Source organism: Pseudomonas mangiferae (assembly GCF_007109405.1).
Taxonomy (GTDB): domain Bacteria; phylum Pseudomonadota; class Gammaproteobacteria; order Pseudomonadales; family Pseudomonadaceae; genus Pseudomonas_T; species Pseudomonas_T mangiferae.
In genome coordinates this window covers 237,802-254,239 of the sequence record NZ_VJOY01000001.1, presented here as the reverse complement: position 1 = coordinate 254,239, position 16,438 = coordinate 237,802, and the positions used below count along the sequence as shown (strand labels likewise).

General features: G+C 66.2%; 16 protein-coding genes. 3 read left to right on the top strand and 13 right to left on the bottom strand.

Annotated elements, in window-relative coordinates; genetic code table 11:
- Nucleotides 1–2 precede the first annotated feature (2 nt).
- Nucleotides 3–488, bottom strand: a complete 486-nt coding sequence (locus tag FM069_RS01105; protein ID WP_143486293.1) for a GNAT family N-acetyltransferase — start codon at nucleotides 486–488, stop codon at nucleotides 3–5.
- Between the two features lie 53 nt (nucleotides 489–541).
- On the bottom strand, nucleotides 542–1,327 hold the full coding sequence (locus tag FM069_RS01100; protein WP_233281952.1) for a TraX family protein: 786 nt from the start codon (nucleotides 1,325–1,327) through the stop codon (nucleotides 542–544).
- Nucleotides 1,328–1,365: 38 nt separating this feature from the next.
- On the opposite strand from FM069_RS01100, the gene FM069_RS01095 reads away from it, so the two are divergent.
- Entirely contained in the window at nucleotides 1,366–1,581 is a 216-nt protein-coding gene (locus FM069_RS01095) for a PLD nuclease N-terminal domain-containing protein (protein WP_143486291.1), read from the top strand.
- 39 nt (nucleotides 1,582–1,620) lie between these two features.
- Here FM069_RS01095 and FM069_RS01090 read toward each other — a convergent pair whose 3' ends face one another.
- The 3 genes from FM069_RS01090 to FM069_RS01080 are packed head-to-tail and all read right to left on the bottom strand — an operon-like array spanning nucleotide 1,621 to nucleotide 3,660.
- Nucleotides 1,621–2,853, bottom strand: coding sequence for a zinc-dependent alcohol dehydrogenase (locus FM069_RS01090; RefSeq protein ID WP_143486289.1), 1,233 nt, complete (start codon nucleotides 2,851–2,853; stop codon nucleotides 1,621–1,623).
- A gap of 59 nt (nucleotides 2,854–2,912) precedes the next feature.
- The gene (locus FM069_RS01085) at nucleotides 2,913–3,410 is read right to left on the bottom strand and encodes a CinA family protein (protein WP_143486288.1); all 498 of its coding nucleotides are present in this window, start codon (nucleotides 3,408–3,410) and stop codon (nucleotides 2,913–2,915) included.
- A gap of 16 nt (nucleotides 3,411–3,426) precedes the next feature.
- Complete coding sequence (locus FM069_RS01080; protein ID WP_143486285.1) at nucleotides 3,427–3,660, bottom strand: YdcH family protein; 234 nt, start codon at nucleotides 3,658–3,660, stop codon at nucleotides 3,427–3,429.
- A gap of 339 nt (nucleotides 3,661–3,999) precedes the next feature.
- Here FM069_RS01080 and FM069_RS01075 point away from each other — a divergent pair, with 339 nt between their 5' ends.
- Entirely contained in the window at nucleotides 4,000–4,860 is an 861-nt protein-coding gene (locus FM069_RS01075) for an SDR family oxidoreductase (protein ID WP_143486284.1), read from the top strand.
- 217 nt (nucleotides 4,861–5,077) lie between these two features.
- Here FM069_RS01075 and FM069_RS01070 read toward each other — a convergent pair whose 3' ends face one another.
- The 7 genes from FM069_RS01070 to FM069_RS01040 all read right to left on the bottom strand — a co-directional run bounded on the left by FM069_RS01070 (nucleotide 5,078) and on the right by FM069_RS01040 (nucleotide 15,246).
- Entirely contained in the window at nucleotides 5,078–5,374 is a 297-nt protein-coding gene (locus tag FM069_RS01070) for a hypothetical protein (protein ID WP_143486282.1), read from the bottom strand.
- Nucleotides 5,375–5,494: 120 nt separating this feature from the next.
- Entirely contained in the window at nucleotides 5,495–7,708 is a 2,214-nt protein-coding gene (gene glgB / locus FM069_RS01065; protein WP_143486281.1) for a 1,4-alpha-glucan branching protein GlgB, read from the bottom strand.
- On the bottom strand, nucleotides 7,708–11,055 hold the full coding sequence (treS, locus tag FM069_RS01060) for a maltose alpha-D-glucosyltransferase (RefSeq protein WP_143486643.1): 3,348 nt from the start codon (nucleotides 11,053–11,055) through the stop codon (nucleotides 7,708–7,710). The genes glgB and treS overlap by 1 nt, the downstream gene beginning before the upstream one ends.
- Nucleotides 11,056–11,128: 73 nt before the next feature.
- On the bottom strand, nucleotides 11,129–13,180 hold the full coding sequence (locus FM069_RS01055; RefSeq protein WP_143486280.1) for an alpha-1,4-glucan--maltose-1-phosphate maltosyltransferase: 2,052 nt from the start codon (nucleotides 13,178–13,180) through the stop codon (nucleotides 11,129–11,131).
- A gap of 207 nt (nucleotides 13,181–13,387) precedes the next feature.
- Complete coding sequence (gene ku / locus FM069_RS01050) at nucleotides 13,388–14,338, bottom strand: non-homologous end joining protein Ku (protein WP_143486277.1); 951 nt, start codon at nucleotides 14,336–14,338, stop codon at nucleotides 13,388–13,390.
- Nucleotides 14,339–14,354: 16 nt separating this feature from the next.
- On the bottom strand, nucleotides 14,355–14,597 hold the full coding sequence (locus FM069_RS01045) for a hypothetical protein (RefSeq protein ID WP_143486276.1): 243 nt from the start codon (nucleotides 14,595–14,597) through the stop codon (nucleotides 14,355–14,357).
- Nucleotides 14,598–14,733: 136 nt separating this feature from the next.
- Nucleotides 14,734–15,246 carry an MgtC/SapB family protein gene (locus FM069_RS01040; RefSeq protein WP_233281951.1) on the bottom strand — a complete coding sequence of 171 codons (513 nt, stop codon included), beginning with the start codon at nucleotides 15,244–15,246 and terminating at the stop codon, nucleotides 14,734–14,736.
- A 219-nt stretch (nucleotides 15,247–15,465) separates the two neighbouring features.
- On the opposite strand from FM069_RS01040, the gene FM069_RS01035 reads away from it, so the two are divergent.
- Entirely contained in the window at nucleotides 15,466–15,747 is a 282-nt protein-coding gene (locus FM069_RS01035) for a hypothetical protein (protein ID WP_143486275.1), read from the top strand.
- A gap of 128 nt (nucleotides 15,748–15,875) precedes the next feature.
- On the opposite strand, the gene FM069_RS01030 is transcribed toward FM069_RS01035, so the two are convergent.
- Nucleotides 15,876–16,145, bottom strand: coding sequence for a hypothetical protein (locus FM069_RS01030; protein ID WP_143486274.1), 270 nt, complete (start codon nucleotides 16,143–16,145; stop codon nucleotides 15,876–15,878).
- Nucleotides 16,146–16,438 lie beyond the last annotated feature (293 nt).

Below are 16,438 nucleotides of genomic sequence, written 5' to 3'. Positions count from 1 at the left end.
CGTCACGCGTCGTCGTAGGCGAACCCGCGCAACGCTTCGCCAGCCAGGCGGTAGCGAATCCATTCGTCCTGGGCGCTGGCGCCGATCGCCTCGTAGAAGCGGATGGCGGGCTCGTTCCAGTCCAGCACGCTCCATTCGAAGCGGCCGCAGCCGCTTTCACAGGCGAGCCGCGCCAGGTGCCGCAACAGGGCCTTGCCCGCGCCGGCGCCGCGCTGTTCCGGGGACACGTAGAGGTCTTCCAGGTACAACCCCTTGCGTCCCTGCCAGGTGGAATAGCTGAAGAAATACACCGCGAAGCCGATGGGCTGCTCGTCCAGGGTGCAGATCAACGCGCTGGCGGTGGCGTGTTCGTCGAACAGGGTGCGTTCGATATCGGCGACGCTGGCCACCACTTCATGCTCGGCCTTCTCGTAGACGGCCAGCTCGGTGATGAAGGCGAGGATCTGCGGCGCATCGGCGGGGGTGGCGGGACGGATGTGCAAGGTCACGGCGAGCGCTCCTGGGAAAAGCGCCCATGGTACGGAAAAGCGCCCGGCACCGCTCAGTCGAACAGGGCCAGGCGCAGCAGGTACAGCAGGGCCAGGTGGCCGGGGTAGAACCCGTAGCCCCACCCGCGGGTCACGGGCGGCACCGGAAAATCCGGTCGACGCCCCAGCAGCCAGAGCCCGAACGCCGGCGCCAGCCCCGCGGTGGTCAACACCAGCAGCGGCCAGGGCTCCCAGGCCAGTACGCCGCCGTCACGCATCTCCAGGAAGTTGGGCAGAAACGCCAGCAGCATCGGCACGCTCCAGGCGATCAAGGGGCCGCGCAGCGCCAGCAGGAGGGCCGCGGGCAACAGGGTGCCGGGCAGGCCGTACATCACGTGGTCGCCCCCGAGAACGCCGGCCAGGGCCACGGCGAAAGCCGCGCCCAGCAGGCTGAAGAACGTGCGGTAATGAGCGCCCCATGCCACCAGCAGGCCGAGGGCCAGGGCCGGCATCACGTTGCTGGGGTGAGTGAAGCCGGTGTAGGCGCGATAGGGCCACTCGGATAACAGGGCGAACAGCAGCAGCCATCCCAGGTAGCGACCGTGGGCGGCGCGGGGGAATGGCCCGTGGCGGTCGCGGGCGACGTTGGCGGCGATGGCCAGGCAGAACAACGGGAAGGCCAGACGCCCGGGGACGTAGGTCCCGCTCCAGGCGTCGTTCAGGTAACGCAGATGGTCCAGCAGCATGGTGGCCATGGCCATCCACTTGACCAGGTCCAGGGCGGCATCCCGGCCAGCGGATACATCGGCGGCTTCGGAACTCGTCGCCCGTGAACCCTTGCGAAAGGCCGCCAGTCTCACCCCATGACCTCTCGACGGAAAGAAACGGAGAATACCCCATGATCAAATCGCTGTACGGCAGCGTGGCCGGGCTGATCATCCTGCTGCTGGACATCTGGGCCATCGTCAGCGTGGTGCGCAGCGACGCCAGCAGTGGCAAGAAACTGCTGTGGTCCCTGGCGATCCTGATCTTCCCGGTCCTCGGGCTGATCGCCTGGGGCTTCGCCGGCCCCCGGGGCATCACGCCGCCCTCTTCTTCCGAACACAGCAAGTGACTCGGATCGGGCACCACGCGGTGCCCGATCCGGTCCACCTCAGACCGCCGGGATCAGGCCGGGCGGTATGTCGTTCAGGGGACGCGCCAGATCGGGGATCGCTGCCCCGGTGGTGAGGATCACCTTGCGACAGTCCTCCTGACGCTTTTCGAAGATCTCATAGCCGCGGGCCGCCTCTTCCAGGGGCATGCGGTGGGTGATGATCTCCTCCGGCTTGAGCCGCCCAGCCTCGATGTGCTCCAGCAACTCCGGCAGGAAACGGTGCACGTGGGTCTGGCCCATCTTGAAGGTCAGCCCCTTGTCGAAGGCATCGCCGAACATGAAGCCATGGATGAACCCGGCATAGACCCCTGGCACGCTCACCACGCCACCTCGGCGTACCGCAGCGATGCATTGGCGCAGCGCCTTGCCGCTGCTGCCCTCCAGCTTGAGGGTGGTCAGCACCGTCTCAGTGGTGCTGCCCTTGGCTTCGAAGCCCACCGCGTCGATCACCGCGTCCACCCCGCGGTGGCCGGCGGTCTGCTCGGTGATCAGTTGGGCGGGGTCGTCCACCTCGTCGAAGTTGATGGGGATCGCGCCATAGGTCTGGCGGGCGTACGCCAGCCGGTAGGGATGGTGGTCGATCATGAAGATCTGCTCGGCGCCCACCAGCCGGGCGCACGCCGTTGCCAGCAGGCCCACCGGGCCGGCGCCGAAGATGGCGACGCTGGAGCCAGGCCCCAGGTCGGCGTTCAGCACCGCCTGCCAAGCGGTGGGCAGGATGTCGCTGAGGAACAGCACGCGCTCGTCCGCCAGGCTGCCCGGCACCTTGAACGGGCCGGTGTTGGCCTTCGGCACCCGCACGTACTCCGCCTGCCCGCCCGGCACGCCACCGTACAGGTGGCTGTAGCCGAACAACGCGGCGCCCGGGGGGATGGCCTTCTTATTGAGGATCGCGCCCCGGTCCGGATTGGTGGTCTCGCAGGCGGCGTACAGGTCGTGCTCGCAGAAGAAGCAGTGGCCGCAGGCGATGACGAAGGGGATCACCACCCGGTCGCCCTTCTGCACGGCAGTAACGCCCGAGCCCACCTCCTCGACGATGCCCATGAACTCGTGGCCGAAGATGTCGCCGTCCTTCACCGCGGGAATCTTGCCGCGGTACAGGTGCAGGTCCGAACCGCAGATGGCGGTGGCGGTGACCCGCAGAATGATGTCGTCGGTGTTCTCCAGGATCGGGTCCGGGACAGTGTCGACGCGGACGTCATGGCTGCCGTGGTAAGTCAGTGCGCGCATGGGGCTCTCCTGTAGCGGGAACGGTAGGGCCGCATCGGCGGCGGTCAGCAGTGGTCGGTTCAGCCCTCGCCCTGCACGGCGCGGCGGTGGCGGGAGGGAAGCTGCGCCAGGGCATAGCGGGCGGCGGTATCGATGATGGTTTCGCGGTCGCCGAAGAAGCGCCGCAACTCGGTGAACAGGTGCAGGCGACCCTCGATCTGAAAACCCCAGGCGAACCACAGGGTGCCCGGCGGGATGCCATCCACCCCTTCGGGCCCTGCGATGCCGGTGTTGGCCACCACCACGTTGGCCTCGCTGTCCCGCAGCGCGCCGAGGGCCATTTCCCGCACGACTTCTTCGCTGGTGAGGTTGAAGCGCTCGAGGGTCGCCTGTCGCACGCCCAGCAGGCGCTTCTTGGCTGCCGGGGAATACACCACGTAGCCGGCGTCCACATGGGACCCGCAGCCTGGCACGGTGGCCAGCAGCGAGATGATCGCGCCCGCCGTGCAGGACTCGGCGGTGGTGAGCATCAGCTCGTGCTCTCGCACGTAGTCCATGACCGCTTCGATACCCGTCATAGCCGCCTCCTGCCTGTCAGCGATACTGCAGCTTCTGGGCGATTCGGTCCTTGAGCAGCACCCGCTCGCGGCGCAGCTCGTTCAGGCGCTCGTCATCGAGGGATTGGTCCTGCTCGGCGGCCAGAATGCGCCGGTCGAGGTCGCGGTATTTTTCCAGCAGGCCGTTGAACTCGGCGTCGGTCTGGCTGAGCGCCTTGAAGGCGTCGGCGTACTCGGGAAAATCCTTGGCGAGATCGTGGGTAACCGGCATCGGTCTTCCTCCTGTGACAGTGGCGAGGACGGCCTCGAAATCGGCCGGTCCTGGGCTTCGTTTGAAAGGCCCCCGGTGCGGACCGCGACGGCAGTGCGAACCTCGTCGGAACCCGCGATGCCGTTTTCCAGGCATCTTGCCGAGCCCTTGGCTGCCGTCGGCAACGTCCGTGGGGGCGTGTAGGTGTGAGAACCGCCGGGCCCGCAGAGTTTCATTTTTTGCCGCTGCCGTGACCGCCGGTGCCAGGGCGGCGCGCCGGTCCGGCGGCAGAAACTTTTGCGCGACCCGTCCAGTCCCCTCCCTAGACAGGCAATCCCAGCCACCGACCAGGAGACGCCCATGAGCGATTCGAAACAGACCCTGCCGCCCCAGCACCAGGACCGTCGACCCGGCCTGGAAACCGCCATGCACCCGGCCCCGGCCTACCGCGCCGAGGACTACAAGGCCGCGGGCAAGCTGAAGGGCAAGGTGGCGCTGATCACCGGGGCCGACAGCGGCATCGGCCGCGCCGTGGCGGTGACCTTCGCCAAGGAAGGCGCCGACATCGTGCTGCTGTACCTGAACGAGCACGAGGACGCGGAAAAGACACGCAAAGAGATCGAAGGCCTCGGGCGCCGTTGCCTGAGCTTTGCCGGCGACGTGGCCGGTGCCGAATTCTGTGGCAAGGTGATCGAGGAAACCCGTAGCACCTTTGGCCGCCTGGACGTGCTGGTGAACAATGCCGGCGAGCAGCACCCGCAGAAGCGCCTGGAGGACATCACCGAGGAACAGTGGGAGCGCACCTTCCGCACCAACATCTTCGCCATGTTCCAGCTGACCAAGGCCGCGTTGCCCGCGATGAAACAGGGCGGGACCATCATCAACACCACCTCCATCACCGCCTACAAGGGCAACCCGATCCTGCTGGACTACTCCTCCACCAAGGGCGCCATCACCTCGTTCACCCGCTCCCTCGCCCTCAACCTGGCGCCCCGCGGCATCCGCGTGAACGCAGTGGCGCCGGGTCCCATCTGGACGCCGCTGATCCCTTCCACCTTCGACGAAGAACAGGTGGCCACCTTCGGCGCCAACACCGCCATGGGCCGCCCGGGACAACCGGAGGAACTGGCACCCGCCTACGTCTACCTGGCCTGCGATGACTCGTCCTATGTGAGCGGTCAGGTGATCCACGTGAATGGCGGCAGCGTGGTGAACGGCTGACCGACTCACCCTCGCCGCTCCGGCCTTGCTGGAGCGGCGCCGAAAGAAAAAGCCGGTGAGACCCTTTCGCGCAGGAACGCGGGTGGGTTCATCGGCTTTTTGGCCTTGCCAAATGGAGTACCTAAGGGCGCCACCCCGTCAGGCAAAGGTGCAGAAGGCCGAACTGGCAGAAGACACGCGAAGGATCGCTCACCCGCCGTGCATACCTTGCCGTGGACTAGCGCTCGGCCGCAGCGATGGGCACCACAGGGGCCAGGTGGACCTCGGTCATGGGTGGGGAGTCGTTGTCCGGCAGGGAAACGCCGGTCAGGTCGCTGATCAGTTGCCAGTGCTGGTCCAGTTCGCCGTTGACCGCCGCCATGCGGGTGATCATGCGCTTGCTGGCATCGCGCACCACCGGGTCTTCGCTGCGCAGCAGTTCGAACGACAGGGAGGTCATGGCGGCGGTGAGGTGGGTGAGGCTACGCGCGGTCAGGGTGAGTAGCTCGACCAGCGGCTGTTGCGAGACATCCATTCTGCAGGCTCCTGCATCCGTGAGAAGAACCGGGCAGAGGCTAGCTCAAAACGTGACGAAAGTCTCATGACACGACCGCGGGCATCCGACGACAACGCGCCGGATGCCCGCAGCGCGTCCTCACCGGTTCGGTGCGAACACGGTAATCGCCAGGGGCGGCAGGGTCAGGGACAGCGACTGGGCCTGCCCATGGCTTTCCAAGGCTTCCGCCAGGACGCTGCCGCCATTGCCCATGTTGGAGCCGGCATAGCGCTCCGCATCGCTGTTGAACAGCTCGCGCCAGGTGCCGCCTTCAGGCACGCCGATGCGGTACTGCTCCCGGGGCATCGGGGTGAAGTTGGCGACCACCAGCAGCGGATTACCCTGCAGGTCCCAGCGCAGCCAGGCGTAGACACTGTTGGCCGCATCGTCGCCGATCAGCCACTGGAAGCCCGTGGCATCGCCGTCCAGTTCGTGCAGCGCCGGATAGTCCCGGTACAGGCGGTTGAGGTCACCCACCAGGCTCTGCACGCCCACGTGCTCGCCGTATTGCAGCAGGTACCAGTCCAGCTCGTGGTCGTGGTTCCACTCCCGCCACTGGCCGAATTCGCAGCCCATGAACAACAGCTTCTTGCCCGGGTGGGTCCACATGAAGCTCAGGTAGGCCCGCAGGTTGGCGAACTTCTGCCAGCGGTCCCCGGGCATCTTGTCGATCAGCGAGCGCTTGCCGTGAACCACCTCGTCATGGGAGATGGGCAGTACGAAGTGTTCGGAGAAGGCGTAGATCAGGCCGAAGGTCAGCTTGTCGTGGTGGTAGCGACGGTGCACCGGGTCCTCGGCGGCGTACTTCAGGGTGTCGTGCATCCAGCCCATGTTCCACTTGTAGGAAAAGCCCAGACCACCCTCCTGGGTCGGCCGGCTCACGCCGGGCCAGGCAGTGGATTCCTCGGCGATCACCAGGGCGCCGGGCACTTCGGCGTGCACCACGTCGTTGAGATGACGCAGGAAGTCGATGGCCTCCAGGTTTTCCCGGCCGCCGAAGCGGTTGGGGATCCACTCGCCGTGCTGGCGGGAGTAGTCCCGGTAGAGCATCGACGCCACGGCATCGACCCGCAGACCGTCCACGTGGAAGTACCGCAGCCAGTACAACGCGGAGGCCAGCATGAAGCCGTGCACTTCACTGCGACCCAGGTTGTAGATGTAGGTGTCCCAGTCCTGGTGGAAGCCCTCGAACGGGTGGGCGTACTCGTACAGCGCCGTGCCGTCGAAGCGCGCCAGGCCATGGGCATCGGTGGGGAAGTGCGCGGGTACCCAGTCGAGGATGACGCCGATGCCGGCCTGGTGGCAGGCATCGATGAAGGCGGCGAAATCCTCGGGCTTGCCGTAGCGGGCGCTGGGCGCGAACTGCGACAGCGGCTGGTAGCCCCACGATCCCCCGAAGGGGTGCTCCATGATGGGCAGCAGCTCGATGTGGGTGAAGCCCAGTTCCTGCACGTAGGGGATCAGCTGCTCGGCCAGTTCGTGCCAGTCCAGGCTGCGGCCTTCGTTGCCCCCTTCGTGGCGCCACGAGCCGGCGTGCAGTTCGTAGATGGACATGGGCTTCTGGTAGGCCTGGTGGCCCTCCCGCTGCGCCATCCAGTCGTCATCCCGCCATTCGTGGGCCAGGGGCGCCGCCACCACCGAGCCGGTTTCCGGCGGGGTTTCCGTGGCGCGGGCCATGGGGTCGGCCTTCAGCGGCAGTACACCGTCGTGGCCCAACAGTTCGTACTTGTACACTTCGCCCGGGCCCAGGCGCGGAATGAACAGCTCCCACACGCCCGAAGCGTGGCGCAGGCGCATCGGGTGACGGCGGCCATCCCAATTGTTGAAGTGCCCCACGATGGAGACGCGCCGGGCATTGGGTGCCCAGACGGCGAAACGTACGCCGCTCACGCCGTCGATGGTCATGGGCTGGGACCCCAGGCAATGGCCCAGGTCACGGTGGTTGCCCTCGCCGAACAGGTACAGGTCCACGTCGCCCAGCAGCAGGCCGAAGCCGTAGGGGTCTTCCGTTTCCTGTACGCCGCTGGCCCAGCGCACCCGCAGCCGGTAGCGCTGTTCCCGCGCCAGGCGACCGCAGAACAGACCGGGAATCTGCACCTGCTCCATGGGGCCCAGCACCTCCCCGCTCTCGCCGTCCACCAGCTCCGCCGCCAGGGCGGTGGGCAGGTAGGCGCGAATCACCAGCCCGTCGCCGTCGCGGTGCGGACCGAGGATCGAGAAGGGATCGGTATGCTCGGCCCGGGCCAGCGCATTGGCATCCGCGGCGGATAGGCCCAAGGCGTTCCCGCTGGAAAATTCCTGTCCCTGATTCATCAGTGTTTCGCCCCCGATAAGTGCTGTAGCAACTCCATCAACCCCTGCAACGGTACACCGATCCAGGTGGGACGATGGGCTGCTTCGTAAACGATTTCATAGGCGGCTTTTTCCAGGCTGAACAGCGCCAGCGCCGCGCCCTCCCCGTCCCGCTCGTGCCAGGCATGGGGCAGGTCGGCCGCGGCCATCCGGTAGGCGTCGAGGAACGCCTGGCGGGCATCGCGCCGGTAGGTCTGGGAAATCAGCTGGCGGGCCTGAGTGGCTTCCGGCGAGGTGTCGGTGCTGTGGGCATTGCGCAAGGCCATGGCCGCGGCGTAGTCGATGGAACGCAACACGCCGGTGACGTCTTTGAGCGGGCTGTGCTTGGCACGCCGCTCCGCCAGGGGCCGCGCAGGCTCACCTTCGAAATCGATGAGGTAGGCATCGCCCTGCACCACCAGCACCTGCCCCAGGTGCAGGTCGCCGTGGACGCGCATGCGGATACCGCCCGCGGAACGCCGCGCCAACTCGTCCACATAACCCAGCAGACGCTCGCGCTGGCCTTGCAGGGTCGCCAGGGCGTTCCGCTCGTCCTCACTCAAATGCGCCTGCTGCCCGACGACAGCATCCAGTGCCTGCTCCACCTGGGCCCGGATGGCGGACGCCCAGTGATCGACGTCGGCCTGCTCGCTGGACTCGATGCCGAAGTCCGGGTTGTCCGTCTCCGACGCCAGGGCCACGTGCATCTCGCCCAGGCGCTGGCCCAGCATGGCGGAGAAGGCCTGCAGCTCGCCGAGGGCGGTGAACTGATTCTCCTGGCTGGATACGCCGGCGCTGAGCTGGTCGCGGATCGCCCGCTCCAGAGTGCCCAGGGTCCATTGCCAGGCATCGCCCTGGTTGCTCAGATAGCCCTGCAGGATCATCAGCGCGTAGGTCTCGCCATCGGTATCCATGCGCCGCACCTCCCCCAGCACCGGGGCGATGTGGCCGAAGCCGCGCTCGGTGAGGAAGCCCCCCACCTCCAGCTCCGGATGGACGCCCGGGAACACCTGGCGAATCAGCTTGAGCACCATGCGATCGCCGATGATGGCCGAGCTGTTGGACTGCTCCACCGATATGTAGCGGATATCCGCGGTGTCCGGCACGTCGTATTCCTGCAGCTTGGCGCTGGGCAGGAAGTGCAGTTCACCGTCTTCGAGGTTGATGACGTCGCCCTTGCGCAGCTGTTTCACCACGCTGCGCACGAAATCCTCCAGCACGAAAGCATCGGTCATCAGGCCGACCTGGCGGCCGCGACGGACCCGGGCCAGGGCCAGTTGCTGGGGCCGCGCACTGTTGGGCTCGTCCTCGGCGACGAAGCCGAACGGCAGCTGGTAGCGTTCCGTGCCTTCGCCACGCTGGACTTCCACCTCGCTCAGCAGCAGCGGACGGCGCCCTTCGCCGAACGGCAGCGCGTAGGCCACCTTGACCTGCCCGGACGCCGTGCCGGAGAACCAGCGGCGCTTCGGCAGGTAGGCCGGCAGAGAGTCATGCTCCAGCACGTGGCGCGGTACCGGCTCCAGCAGGTCCTGCAGGCCACGCTTGAGGACCAGGGTCGGCAGGTCGGGCATGCGGTCCACCGGGGACACGTGCCAGCTGGGCATCTGGCTGGCGTCGGCCAGCAGGAACCAATAGAAGCCGTAGGGCGGCAGGGTCAGCAGGTAGGTCAGCTGGCCGATGGGCGGGAAGGCGCTGCCGCCGACCATTTCCACCGGCACCTTGCCTTCGTAGGCCGACAGGTCCAGCTCCACCGCCTGGGCGGCGCGGGACAGGTTGGCCACGCAGAGCACCGTCTCGCGGGTACCTTCCGCGGAATAGTCCCGCAGGTAGGCGAGGATGCGCCGGTTGGTGGGCGACAGCATCTTCAGGGTGCCGCGGCCGAACGCCTTCTGCTGCTTGCGCACGGCGAGCATGCGCCGGTTCCAGTTCAGCAGGGAATGCGGGTCCCGGGACTGGGCCTCCACGTTCACCGCCTGGAAGCCGTAGAGCGGATCCATGATGGGCGGCAGCACCAGGCTCGCGGTATCGGCCCGGGAAAATCCGCCATTGCGGTCCACCGACCATTGCATGGGGGTGCGCACACCGTCCCGGTCACCCAGGAAGATGTTGTCGCCCATGCCGATCTCGTCGCCGTAGTACAGGGTCGGGGTACCCGGCATGGACAGCAGCAGGCTGTTGAGCAACTCGATTCGGCGCCGGTCGCGCTCCACCAAGGGCGCCAGGCGACGGCGGATACCCAGGTTGATCCGGGCGCGGCGGTCGGCGGCGTAGAAATTCCACAGGTAGTCGCGCTCCTTGTCGGTCACCATTTCCAGGGTGAGTTCGTCATGGTTGCGCAGGAAGATCGCCCACTGGCAGTTGCTGGGGATGTCCGGGGTCTGCCGCAGGATGTCGGTGATGGGGAACCGGTCTTCCTGGGCGATCGCCATGTACATCCGCGGCATCAGCGGGAAGTGGAAGGCCATGTGGCACTCGTCGCCGACGATGCCCTTGCCTTCCACCTCCTTGCCACCGAAGTACAGCTGGGTGTCCTCGGGCCACTGGTTGGCCTCCGCCAGCAGCATGCGGTCCGGGTAATTGGCGTCGATCTCCGCCCGGATGCGCTTGAGCACGTCGTGGGTTTCCGGGAGGTTCTCGTTGTTGGTGCCGTCCCGCTCGATCAGGTAGGGGATGGCGTCCAGGCGCAGCCCGTCGATGCCCAGGTCCAGCCAGAAGCGCATGATCGAGATGACCGCCTTCATCACCTGGGGGTTGTCGAAGTTCAGGTCCGGCTGGTGGGAATAGAAGCGGTGCCAGAAGTACTGGCCGGCCACCGGGTCCCAGGTCCAGTTGGATTTCTCGGTGTCCAGGAAGATGATCCGGGTACCGTCGTATTTCTGGTCGGAATCGGACCAGACGTAGAAATCCCGGGCGCTGGAGCCTTTCTTAGCCCGGCGCGCGCGCTGGAACCAGGGGTGCTGGTCGGAGGTGTGGTTGATCACCAGCTCGCAGATCACCCGCAGGCCGCGGGCGTGGGCCTCGGCGATGAAGCGCTTGGCATCGGCCATGTCGCCGTAGTCCGGGTGTACGTCGCGGTATTCGGCGATGTCGTAGCCGTCATCGCGTCGCGGCGAGGGGAAGAACGGCAACAGCCAGATGGTGTTGACTCCCAGCTCGGCGATGTAGTCCAGCTTCTCGATGAGGCCGGGAAAGTCGCCGATGCCGTCGTTGTTGGAGTCGAAGAACGATTTCACATGGACCTGATAGATCACCGCGTCCTTGTACCAGAGCGGGTCCTCGGTAAAGGCCTTGGGCTTGCGCGAGCGCGGGGCTTTCTTGCTTTTTCCCATCATAGGTATCGTCTCGTAACGGATGACCGTTCCGTCTCCTGCCGTTCCGTCTCAATGGCTGCCAGGCAGCCGCTCATGCCAGGGTGTCGGCGCTGATGCGCCAGATCCCGAAAGGCTGTTTCCAGGGCTCGATGCGCATCCACTGGACCTTGCCGTGCCAGGTCCAGGTATGGCCGTTCATCAAGTCCTCGCCCCGGGTGGACGCATCGTCCGCCAGACCCAACTCCCAGAGTGGCAGCTCGAAATGGGCTTCCTGGGCGTTGTCCGGGTCGAGGCTGATGGCCACGAGGATGAAATTCTTGCGGTCCTCGGTGCGCTTGCCAAAGTAGAGGATGTTGTCGTTCCAGGCGGTGTACAGCGTCAGGCCCAGGTGGCTGTGGAGCGCCGGGTTCTGCCGGCGGATGCGGTTGAGCTGGGCGATTTCCGCGACGATGTTGCCGGGCGCGTTGTAGTCCCGTGGGCGAAGCTCGTACTTCTCGGAGTTCAGGTACTCCTCCTTGCCCGGCACCGGCTCGGCCTCGCACAGCTCGAAGCCCGAATACATGCCCCACAGGCCGGAGCCCATGGTGGCCAGCGCGACGCGGATGAGGAAACCCGCACGGCCGTTGTGCTGGAGGAAATACGGGTTGATGTCCGGCGTGTTGGCGAAAAAGTTCGGCCGGTAGCAATCCCGCAGCGGCGGCTCGTTGAGCTGCTGGAAATACTCGCTCAGCTCGGCCTTGGTGTTGCGCCAGGTGAAGTAGGTGTAGCTCTGGCTGAAGCCCACCTTGCCCAGGCGCGCCATCATCGCCGGCCGCGTGAAAGCCTCGGCGAGGAACATGGTGTCCGGGTACTGCCGGCGGATGTCGCCGATCATCCACTCCCAGAAGGGCAGTGGCTTGGTGTGGGGATTGTCCACGCGGAAGATCTTCACTCCCAGTTCCACCCAGCCGGCCACCACGTCCCGCAGGGCCTGCCACAGTGCAGGAATCGCGTCCTCGGCATAGAAATCGACGTTGACGATGTCCTGGTACTTCTTCGGCGGGTTTTCCGCATAGCGGATGGTGCCGTCGGGGCGCCAGGCGAACCAGCCGGGATACTGTTGCAGCCACGGGTGGTCTTGGGAACACTGGATGGCGAAATCCAGGGCGATCTCCAACCCATGTTCCTCGGCCGCCCGGACCAATTCGAGGAAATCGTCCACGCTGCCCAATTGCGGGTGGATCGCCTCGTGGCCGCCCGCCTCGCTGCCGATGGCGTAGGGGCTGCCCGGGTCGTCCGGACCGGCGTGCAGGGAATTGTTGGGCCCCTTGCGGTGGGCACGGCCGATGGGGTGGATCGGCGGGAAATACAGCACGTCGAAGCCCATGTCGCGGATCGCCGGCAGGCGCGGCAGCACATCGCGGAACGTGCCATGGCGCTGGGGATCGTCGGTCTGGGAACGGGGGAACAGTTCGTACCAACTGGCGAACTCGGCCAGCGGGCGTTCCACGTCGAGGGGGTATTCGGGGCTGCGGGCGCGGTGGTCATGGGGGTCCACCACCGCCATGGCCTTGGCCGCCTCCGGCTCCAGCACCACGGCGACTCGCTCGTCGTCGTTGCCGGCCGCGCGGAAGCGCTGCAACAGCGACTCGATGGCCGCGCGGGCCTCACCCTCGGCACGGCCCAGGGCCTGCTCCAGCAGAATGTCGCCTTCCTGCAGCTCCAGAGAGATGGGCACGCCCGCCGCGTGCTTCTTGCTCAGCTCATAGCGGTAGGAGCCGAAGTGATCCCACCAGGCCTGGATGCGAAAACGGTAGCGACCGCTCTGGGGCGGCACGAACTGGGCCTGCCAGGCATCGTTGCCCAGGTCGCGCATGTCCACTCGGTGCCAGCCCTGCTCGCCGAACACCGCCGAACCGGCGTCCTGCTCGACCATCCAGTACACAGCCGCCGCCAGCTTGTCGTGGCCGTCGGCGAAGATGCGGGCGTCGACGGTCACCGCGCGCCCGACGATGGCCTTGGCGGCGAAGCGCCCCTCATGGAGGGTCGGCATGACCGCTTCGATGGCGATTCGGGGAAGGGTGGTGGCCTGTTCCAGGGTCAGGTGGCCGGGCTCGATCAGATCGCGTCGTGCGGGTTCATCGGTGAAACGGGCAACGGACATCGGGCTGCGCTCCTTGGGCCTTGTGGACATCGGTAGGGGTACCTTGCCAGAGCGACCCGGACGTGTCGGGCGACACGTTCCCTGCGCCACCCTGGCCGGGGAGAGACGGCGCCGCGACCTCTCGCGTCGCGGCGCCCTGTTAATTCCGAACGGAGGGCCCTGCAAAAGTTCAGGCCAGTGGACCCCGCCCGAATCAGGCTCGGCGGCTCAGTGGCTGCCGGTCTTGCGACCCGGCTTGGCCTTGCCGGCGGGCTTGGCCGGCGATGCCCGGGTACGCCGCGTGCGCGACGCAGGAGCGGATTCCGCGTCCGGCTCCTCCTCCGCGGCCTGCGGCTTCGCGGCAGCCTTCGTCTCGGTCTTGGCCTTTGCCTTGCCGCCGCCGAGGCTGCGCTTGAGCAGTTCGGTGAGGTCGATGACGTCGGCGCTCTGGCGGTCGGTCTCTTCCGGGCCTTCCACGCTCTCGATGTGGCCTTCCTTCGCCTTGCGCTCCACCAGCGCCATGATCTTTTCCTGGAAGGTGTCCTTGTACTGGGTGGGCTCCCAGTCCTCGCTCATGTCGTCGATCAGCCGCTTGGCCATGTCCAGTTCGCGCTTGTTCAGCTCGCCCTTGGTCGGCATGTCCTTGAGTTCCAGGTCCTCGACGGTACGCACCTCGGCGTCCCAGCGCAGGGTCACCAGCATCAGCGCCTCGCCCTGGGGAATCACCGCGGCCAGGTGCTGCTTGGTGTGCAGGACCACGTTGGCCACCGCGACCCGGCCGCTTTTCACCAGCGCCTCCCGCAACAGGGCGTAGACCTTGCCGCCGCGCTTGTCGGGGGCCAGGTAGTACGGGGTGTCGATGTAGGGCAGCGAAATGTCCTGGCTGTTGACGAAGGCCAGGATGTCGATGGTCTGGGTGGACTTGGGGTGCGCGGTGCGGATCTCGTCCTCGCTGATCACCACATAGCTGCCCTTCTCGTACTCCACGCCCTTGACGATGTCTTCCTTGGTGACGTCCTTGCCGGTGACCTTGTTGATCCGCTTGTAGCCCACCGGGTCCATGCTGCGCTTGTCCAGCCAGTCGAAGTCGATGCCCTGGCGGTCCAGCGCGGAGACCAGCGCCACAGGGATGTGCACCAGCCCGAAGCTGATCGCGCCTTTCCAGATCGCCCTTGCCATATCGTTCTCCTGCCGCCTACAGGCGGACGCCGTCCTGATAGATCACGTCGCCGTCCCGAGTGATGTCGGCGATCTGCTCGAGCATGTTGTCCGCCAGGGTCTCGGCGTCGGCTTCGCAGACACAGCCCGGCGCGATCACCCAGAGGATGCGCACGTCAGCGCCCGGGGACTTGGGCTGGTACTCGATCAGGCCGACGTAGTCGCGGCCGCTGCGCATGGCATCGGTCCAGGCAGTGTGGTGGGCAAAATCGCGAAACATGACGACCTCCGGCTTCGGGCGCGCGTGGCTCCGGCGGGCTGTCCGTCCGGCATCGGGGGGGAAGCCGGAGGTGCGGGCATGGACAGGTTTCCGAGGAACCCAGGAGTTCTGAGCGTCGAAGCGGCGAAAGGGTTCGCTACGTATCGTCCCGATCTTCCTTGGCATCCCGGTCGAAGTGCTCCACCAGGCGCGGCACGCCGTAGAGGATCGCCAGGGCGAGGAAAGTGCTGAGCACGGCGCTGGCCTCACGGCCCATGCCACAGGCCATGCCAATGGCCGCGGTTAGCCAGATGCCGGCCGCGGTGGTCAGGCCCTTCACGTCGGAAATATGTTCGCCGTTCTTCAGGATGGTGCCAGCGCCGAGGAAGCCGATGCCGGCCACCAGCCCCTGGATCACCCGGCTGATGCCGTCGGGATCGGCCCCCGCCTGCAGGGGCGCCAGCACGAACATCGCCGACCCGATAGCCACCAGCATGTGGGTGCGCACCCCGGCGGCCTTGCCCTTCTGGCTGCGCTCGAACCCCAGCACTCCGCCCAGCAGGGCCGCCAGGCCGAGGCGAATGACGATCTGGGTCGCCTCGGTGAGGCTCGGCAGGTCGGAAAACTCCGAAACGAATGCTGCGTTGATTTGTTCCGACCAGGTTCCCACGCGGGCTTCCTCCATCATGCCGATTCCCAGGATCGCGCCGCCGCACGATGGCCCTTCGGGCAATCGTTCAGGCGGGCAGAACGGTGCAAGCCAATGGACCGGGTCGGACGAACGGAGGTTCATCCCGTCGGTAGCCGGGCAATCCAGGGGAACCAAACGCAGACTGAGGCCGGTCTAGTCCTATGAGACGTATCCGCTGGCTACGCGGAGGAAAGCCGTATGAATGCCGAAAGCTATATCTTGTTGATGGTCGCGGGCTGGTTACTGATTGCAGCCGCCATGCTCTGGGGGATGTTGCGGGTAGCCCGCGTTCATGCCCAGCATGCGCACCTGAGGCAAATGGAAGAAGACACCGCTCAGGACCGCGAAACACCCGTCATCCAGCCCGTGCCCCAGGTGATCGAGCCGGTGGCAGTCGAAGCCAAGCCCGCCGCCCGGCGCGTCCGCAAGCCCCGCCCTCGCCTGTTTCATCTTCCCGCCTTTCGCCACGTCCACCACTGAGGTGGATGCGAGAGCATGTTTGGCAAGAGGCAACGGTCAGGGTTACCCGTAACAGGGGAAGGCATCGCGCTCTTGTCCCGCGCCTCTTTCACTGACCTGCAATTTTTTTGCTGATAAGTCCGCGCAGCCTAGGATTCCAGCGAAAAGCTGTAGCGATTCTTCGCCTCATGGATGATCACGCCATGGCTGCTCAGCCGGCAGATCACCTGTCGCACCCCGCCCAGGGAAATCGGTAGACCCGCCTCCACCAGGTCGGCGTGCAGCGCCCGTGCGGACGAGCCGCCCTTGTCCAGGGTGGCCTGGTGCAACGCATCGAGGATCTTCAAACGCGGCAGGCTGGTCTTGAGGCCCGCTTGGCGCAGGCGCTCCTTCAATTGCTGGTTGTGCTGGGTTCCCATCGGGCTGTCCTTGCGTCCTTCGTCGATAACGAAAAGCAGTTCTTTTTGTTCAAGACGAATGAAACCCCAAAAACCGACAGGTTTTTTCGTTGGCAATCGCTGCAAAAGTTTTCGATCGCGGGCAGATCGAGGGGGTGGCGTAGTCATTCGTACCCGTTACGAAAGATTCGATGCGGGCTTGTAACGAAACCCACCCTGCCCGATGGCGGCAGGCTGGCCGACGCGTCGTCGAACCCGACCGGCCGCACCGAGGGTGCCATGGCCACGGCCCGGTTCCCAGGACGGGCCTGCGA

Bases quoted from the DNA above. Each gene is read 5' to 3' on its own strand.
- FM069_RS01080 (WP_143486285.1), bottom strand. From the start codon at position 3,660: ATGCCGGTTACCCACGATCTCGCCAAGGATTTTCCCGAGTACGCCGAC.
- FM069_RS01090 (WP_143486289.1), bottom strand. From the start codon at position 2,853: ATGCGCGCACTGACTTACCACGGCAGCCATGACGTCCGCGTCGACACT.
- FM069_RS01070 (WP_143486282.1), bottom strand. From the start codon at position 5,374: ATGGATGTCTCGCAACAGCCGCTGGTCGAGCTACTCACCCTGACCGCG.
- FM069_RS01035 (WP_143486275.1), top strand. From the start codon at position 15,466: ATGAATGCCGAAAGCTATATCTTGTTGATGGTCGCGGGCTGGTTACTG.
- treS (WP_143486643.1), bottom strand. From the start codon at position 11,055: ATGGGAAAAAGCAAGAAAGCCCCGCGCTCGCGCAAGCCCAAGGCCTTT.
- FM069_RS01055 (WP_143486280.1), bottom strand. From the start codon at position 13,180: ATGTCCGTTGCCCGTTTCACCGATGAACCCGCACGACGCGATCTGATC.
- FM069_RS01085 (WP_143486288.1), bottom strand. From the start codon at position 3,410: ATGACGGGTATCGAAGCGGTCATGGACTACGTGCGAGAGCACGAGCTG.
- FM069_RS01095 (WP_143486291.1), top strand. From the start codon at position 1,366: ATGATCAAATCGCTGTACGGCAGCGTGGCCGGGCTGATCATCCTGCTG.
- glgB (WP_143486281.1), bottom strand. From the start codon at position 7,708: ATGAATCAGGGACAGGAATTTTCCAGCGGGAACGCCTTGGGCCTATCC.
- FM069_RS01075 (WP_143486284.1), top strand. From the start codon at position 4,000: ATGAGCGATTCGAAACAGACCCTGCCGCCCCAGCACCAGGACCGTCGA.
- ku (WP_143486277.1), bottom strand. From the start codon at position 14,338: ATGGCAAGGGCGATCTGGAAAGGCGCGATCAGCTTCGGGCTGGTGCAC.
- FM069_RS01045 (WP_143486276.1), bottom strand. From the start codon at position 14,597: ATGTTTCGCGATTTTGCCCACCACACTGCCTGGACCGATGCCATGCGC.
- FM069_RS01030 (WP_143486274.1), bottom strand. From the start codon at position 16,145: ATGGGAACCCAGCACAACCAGCAATTGAAGGAGCGCCTGCGCCAAGCG.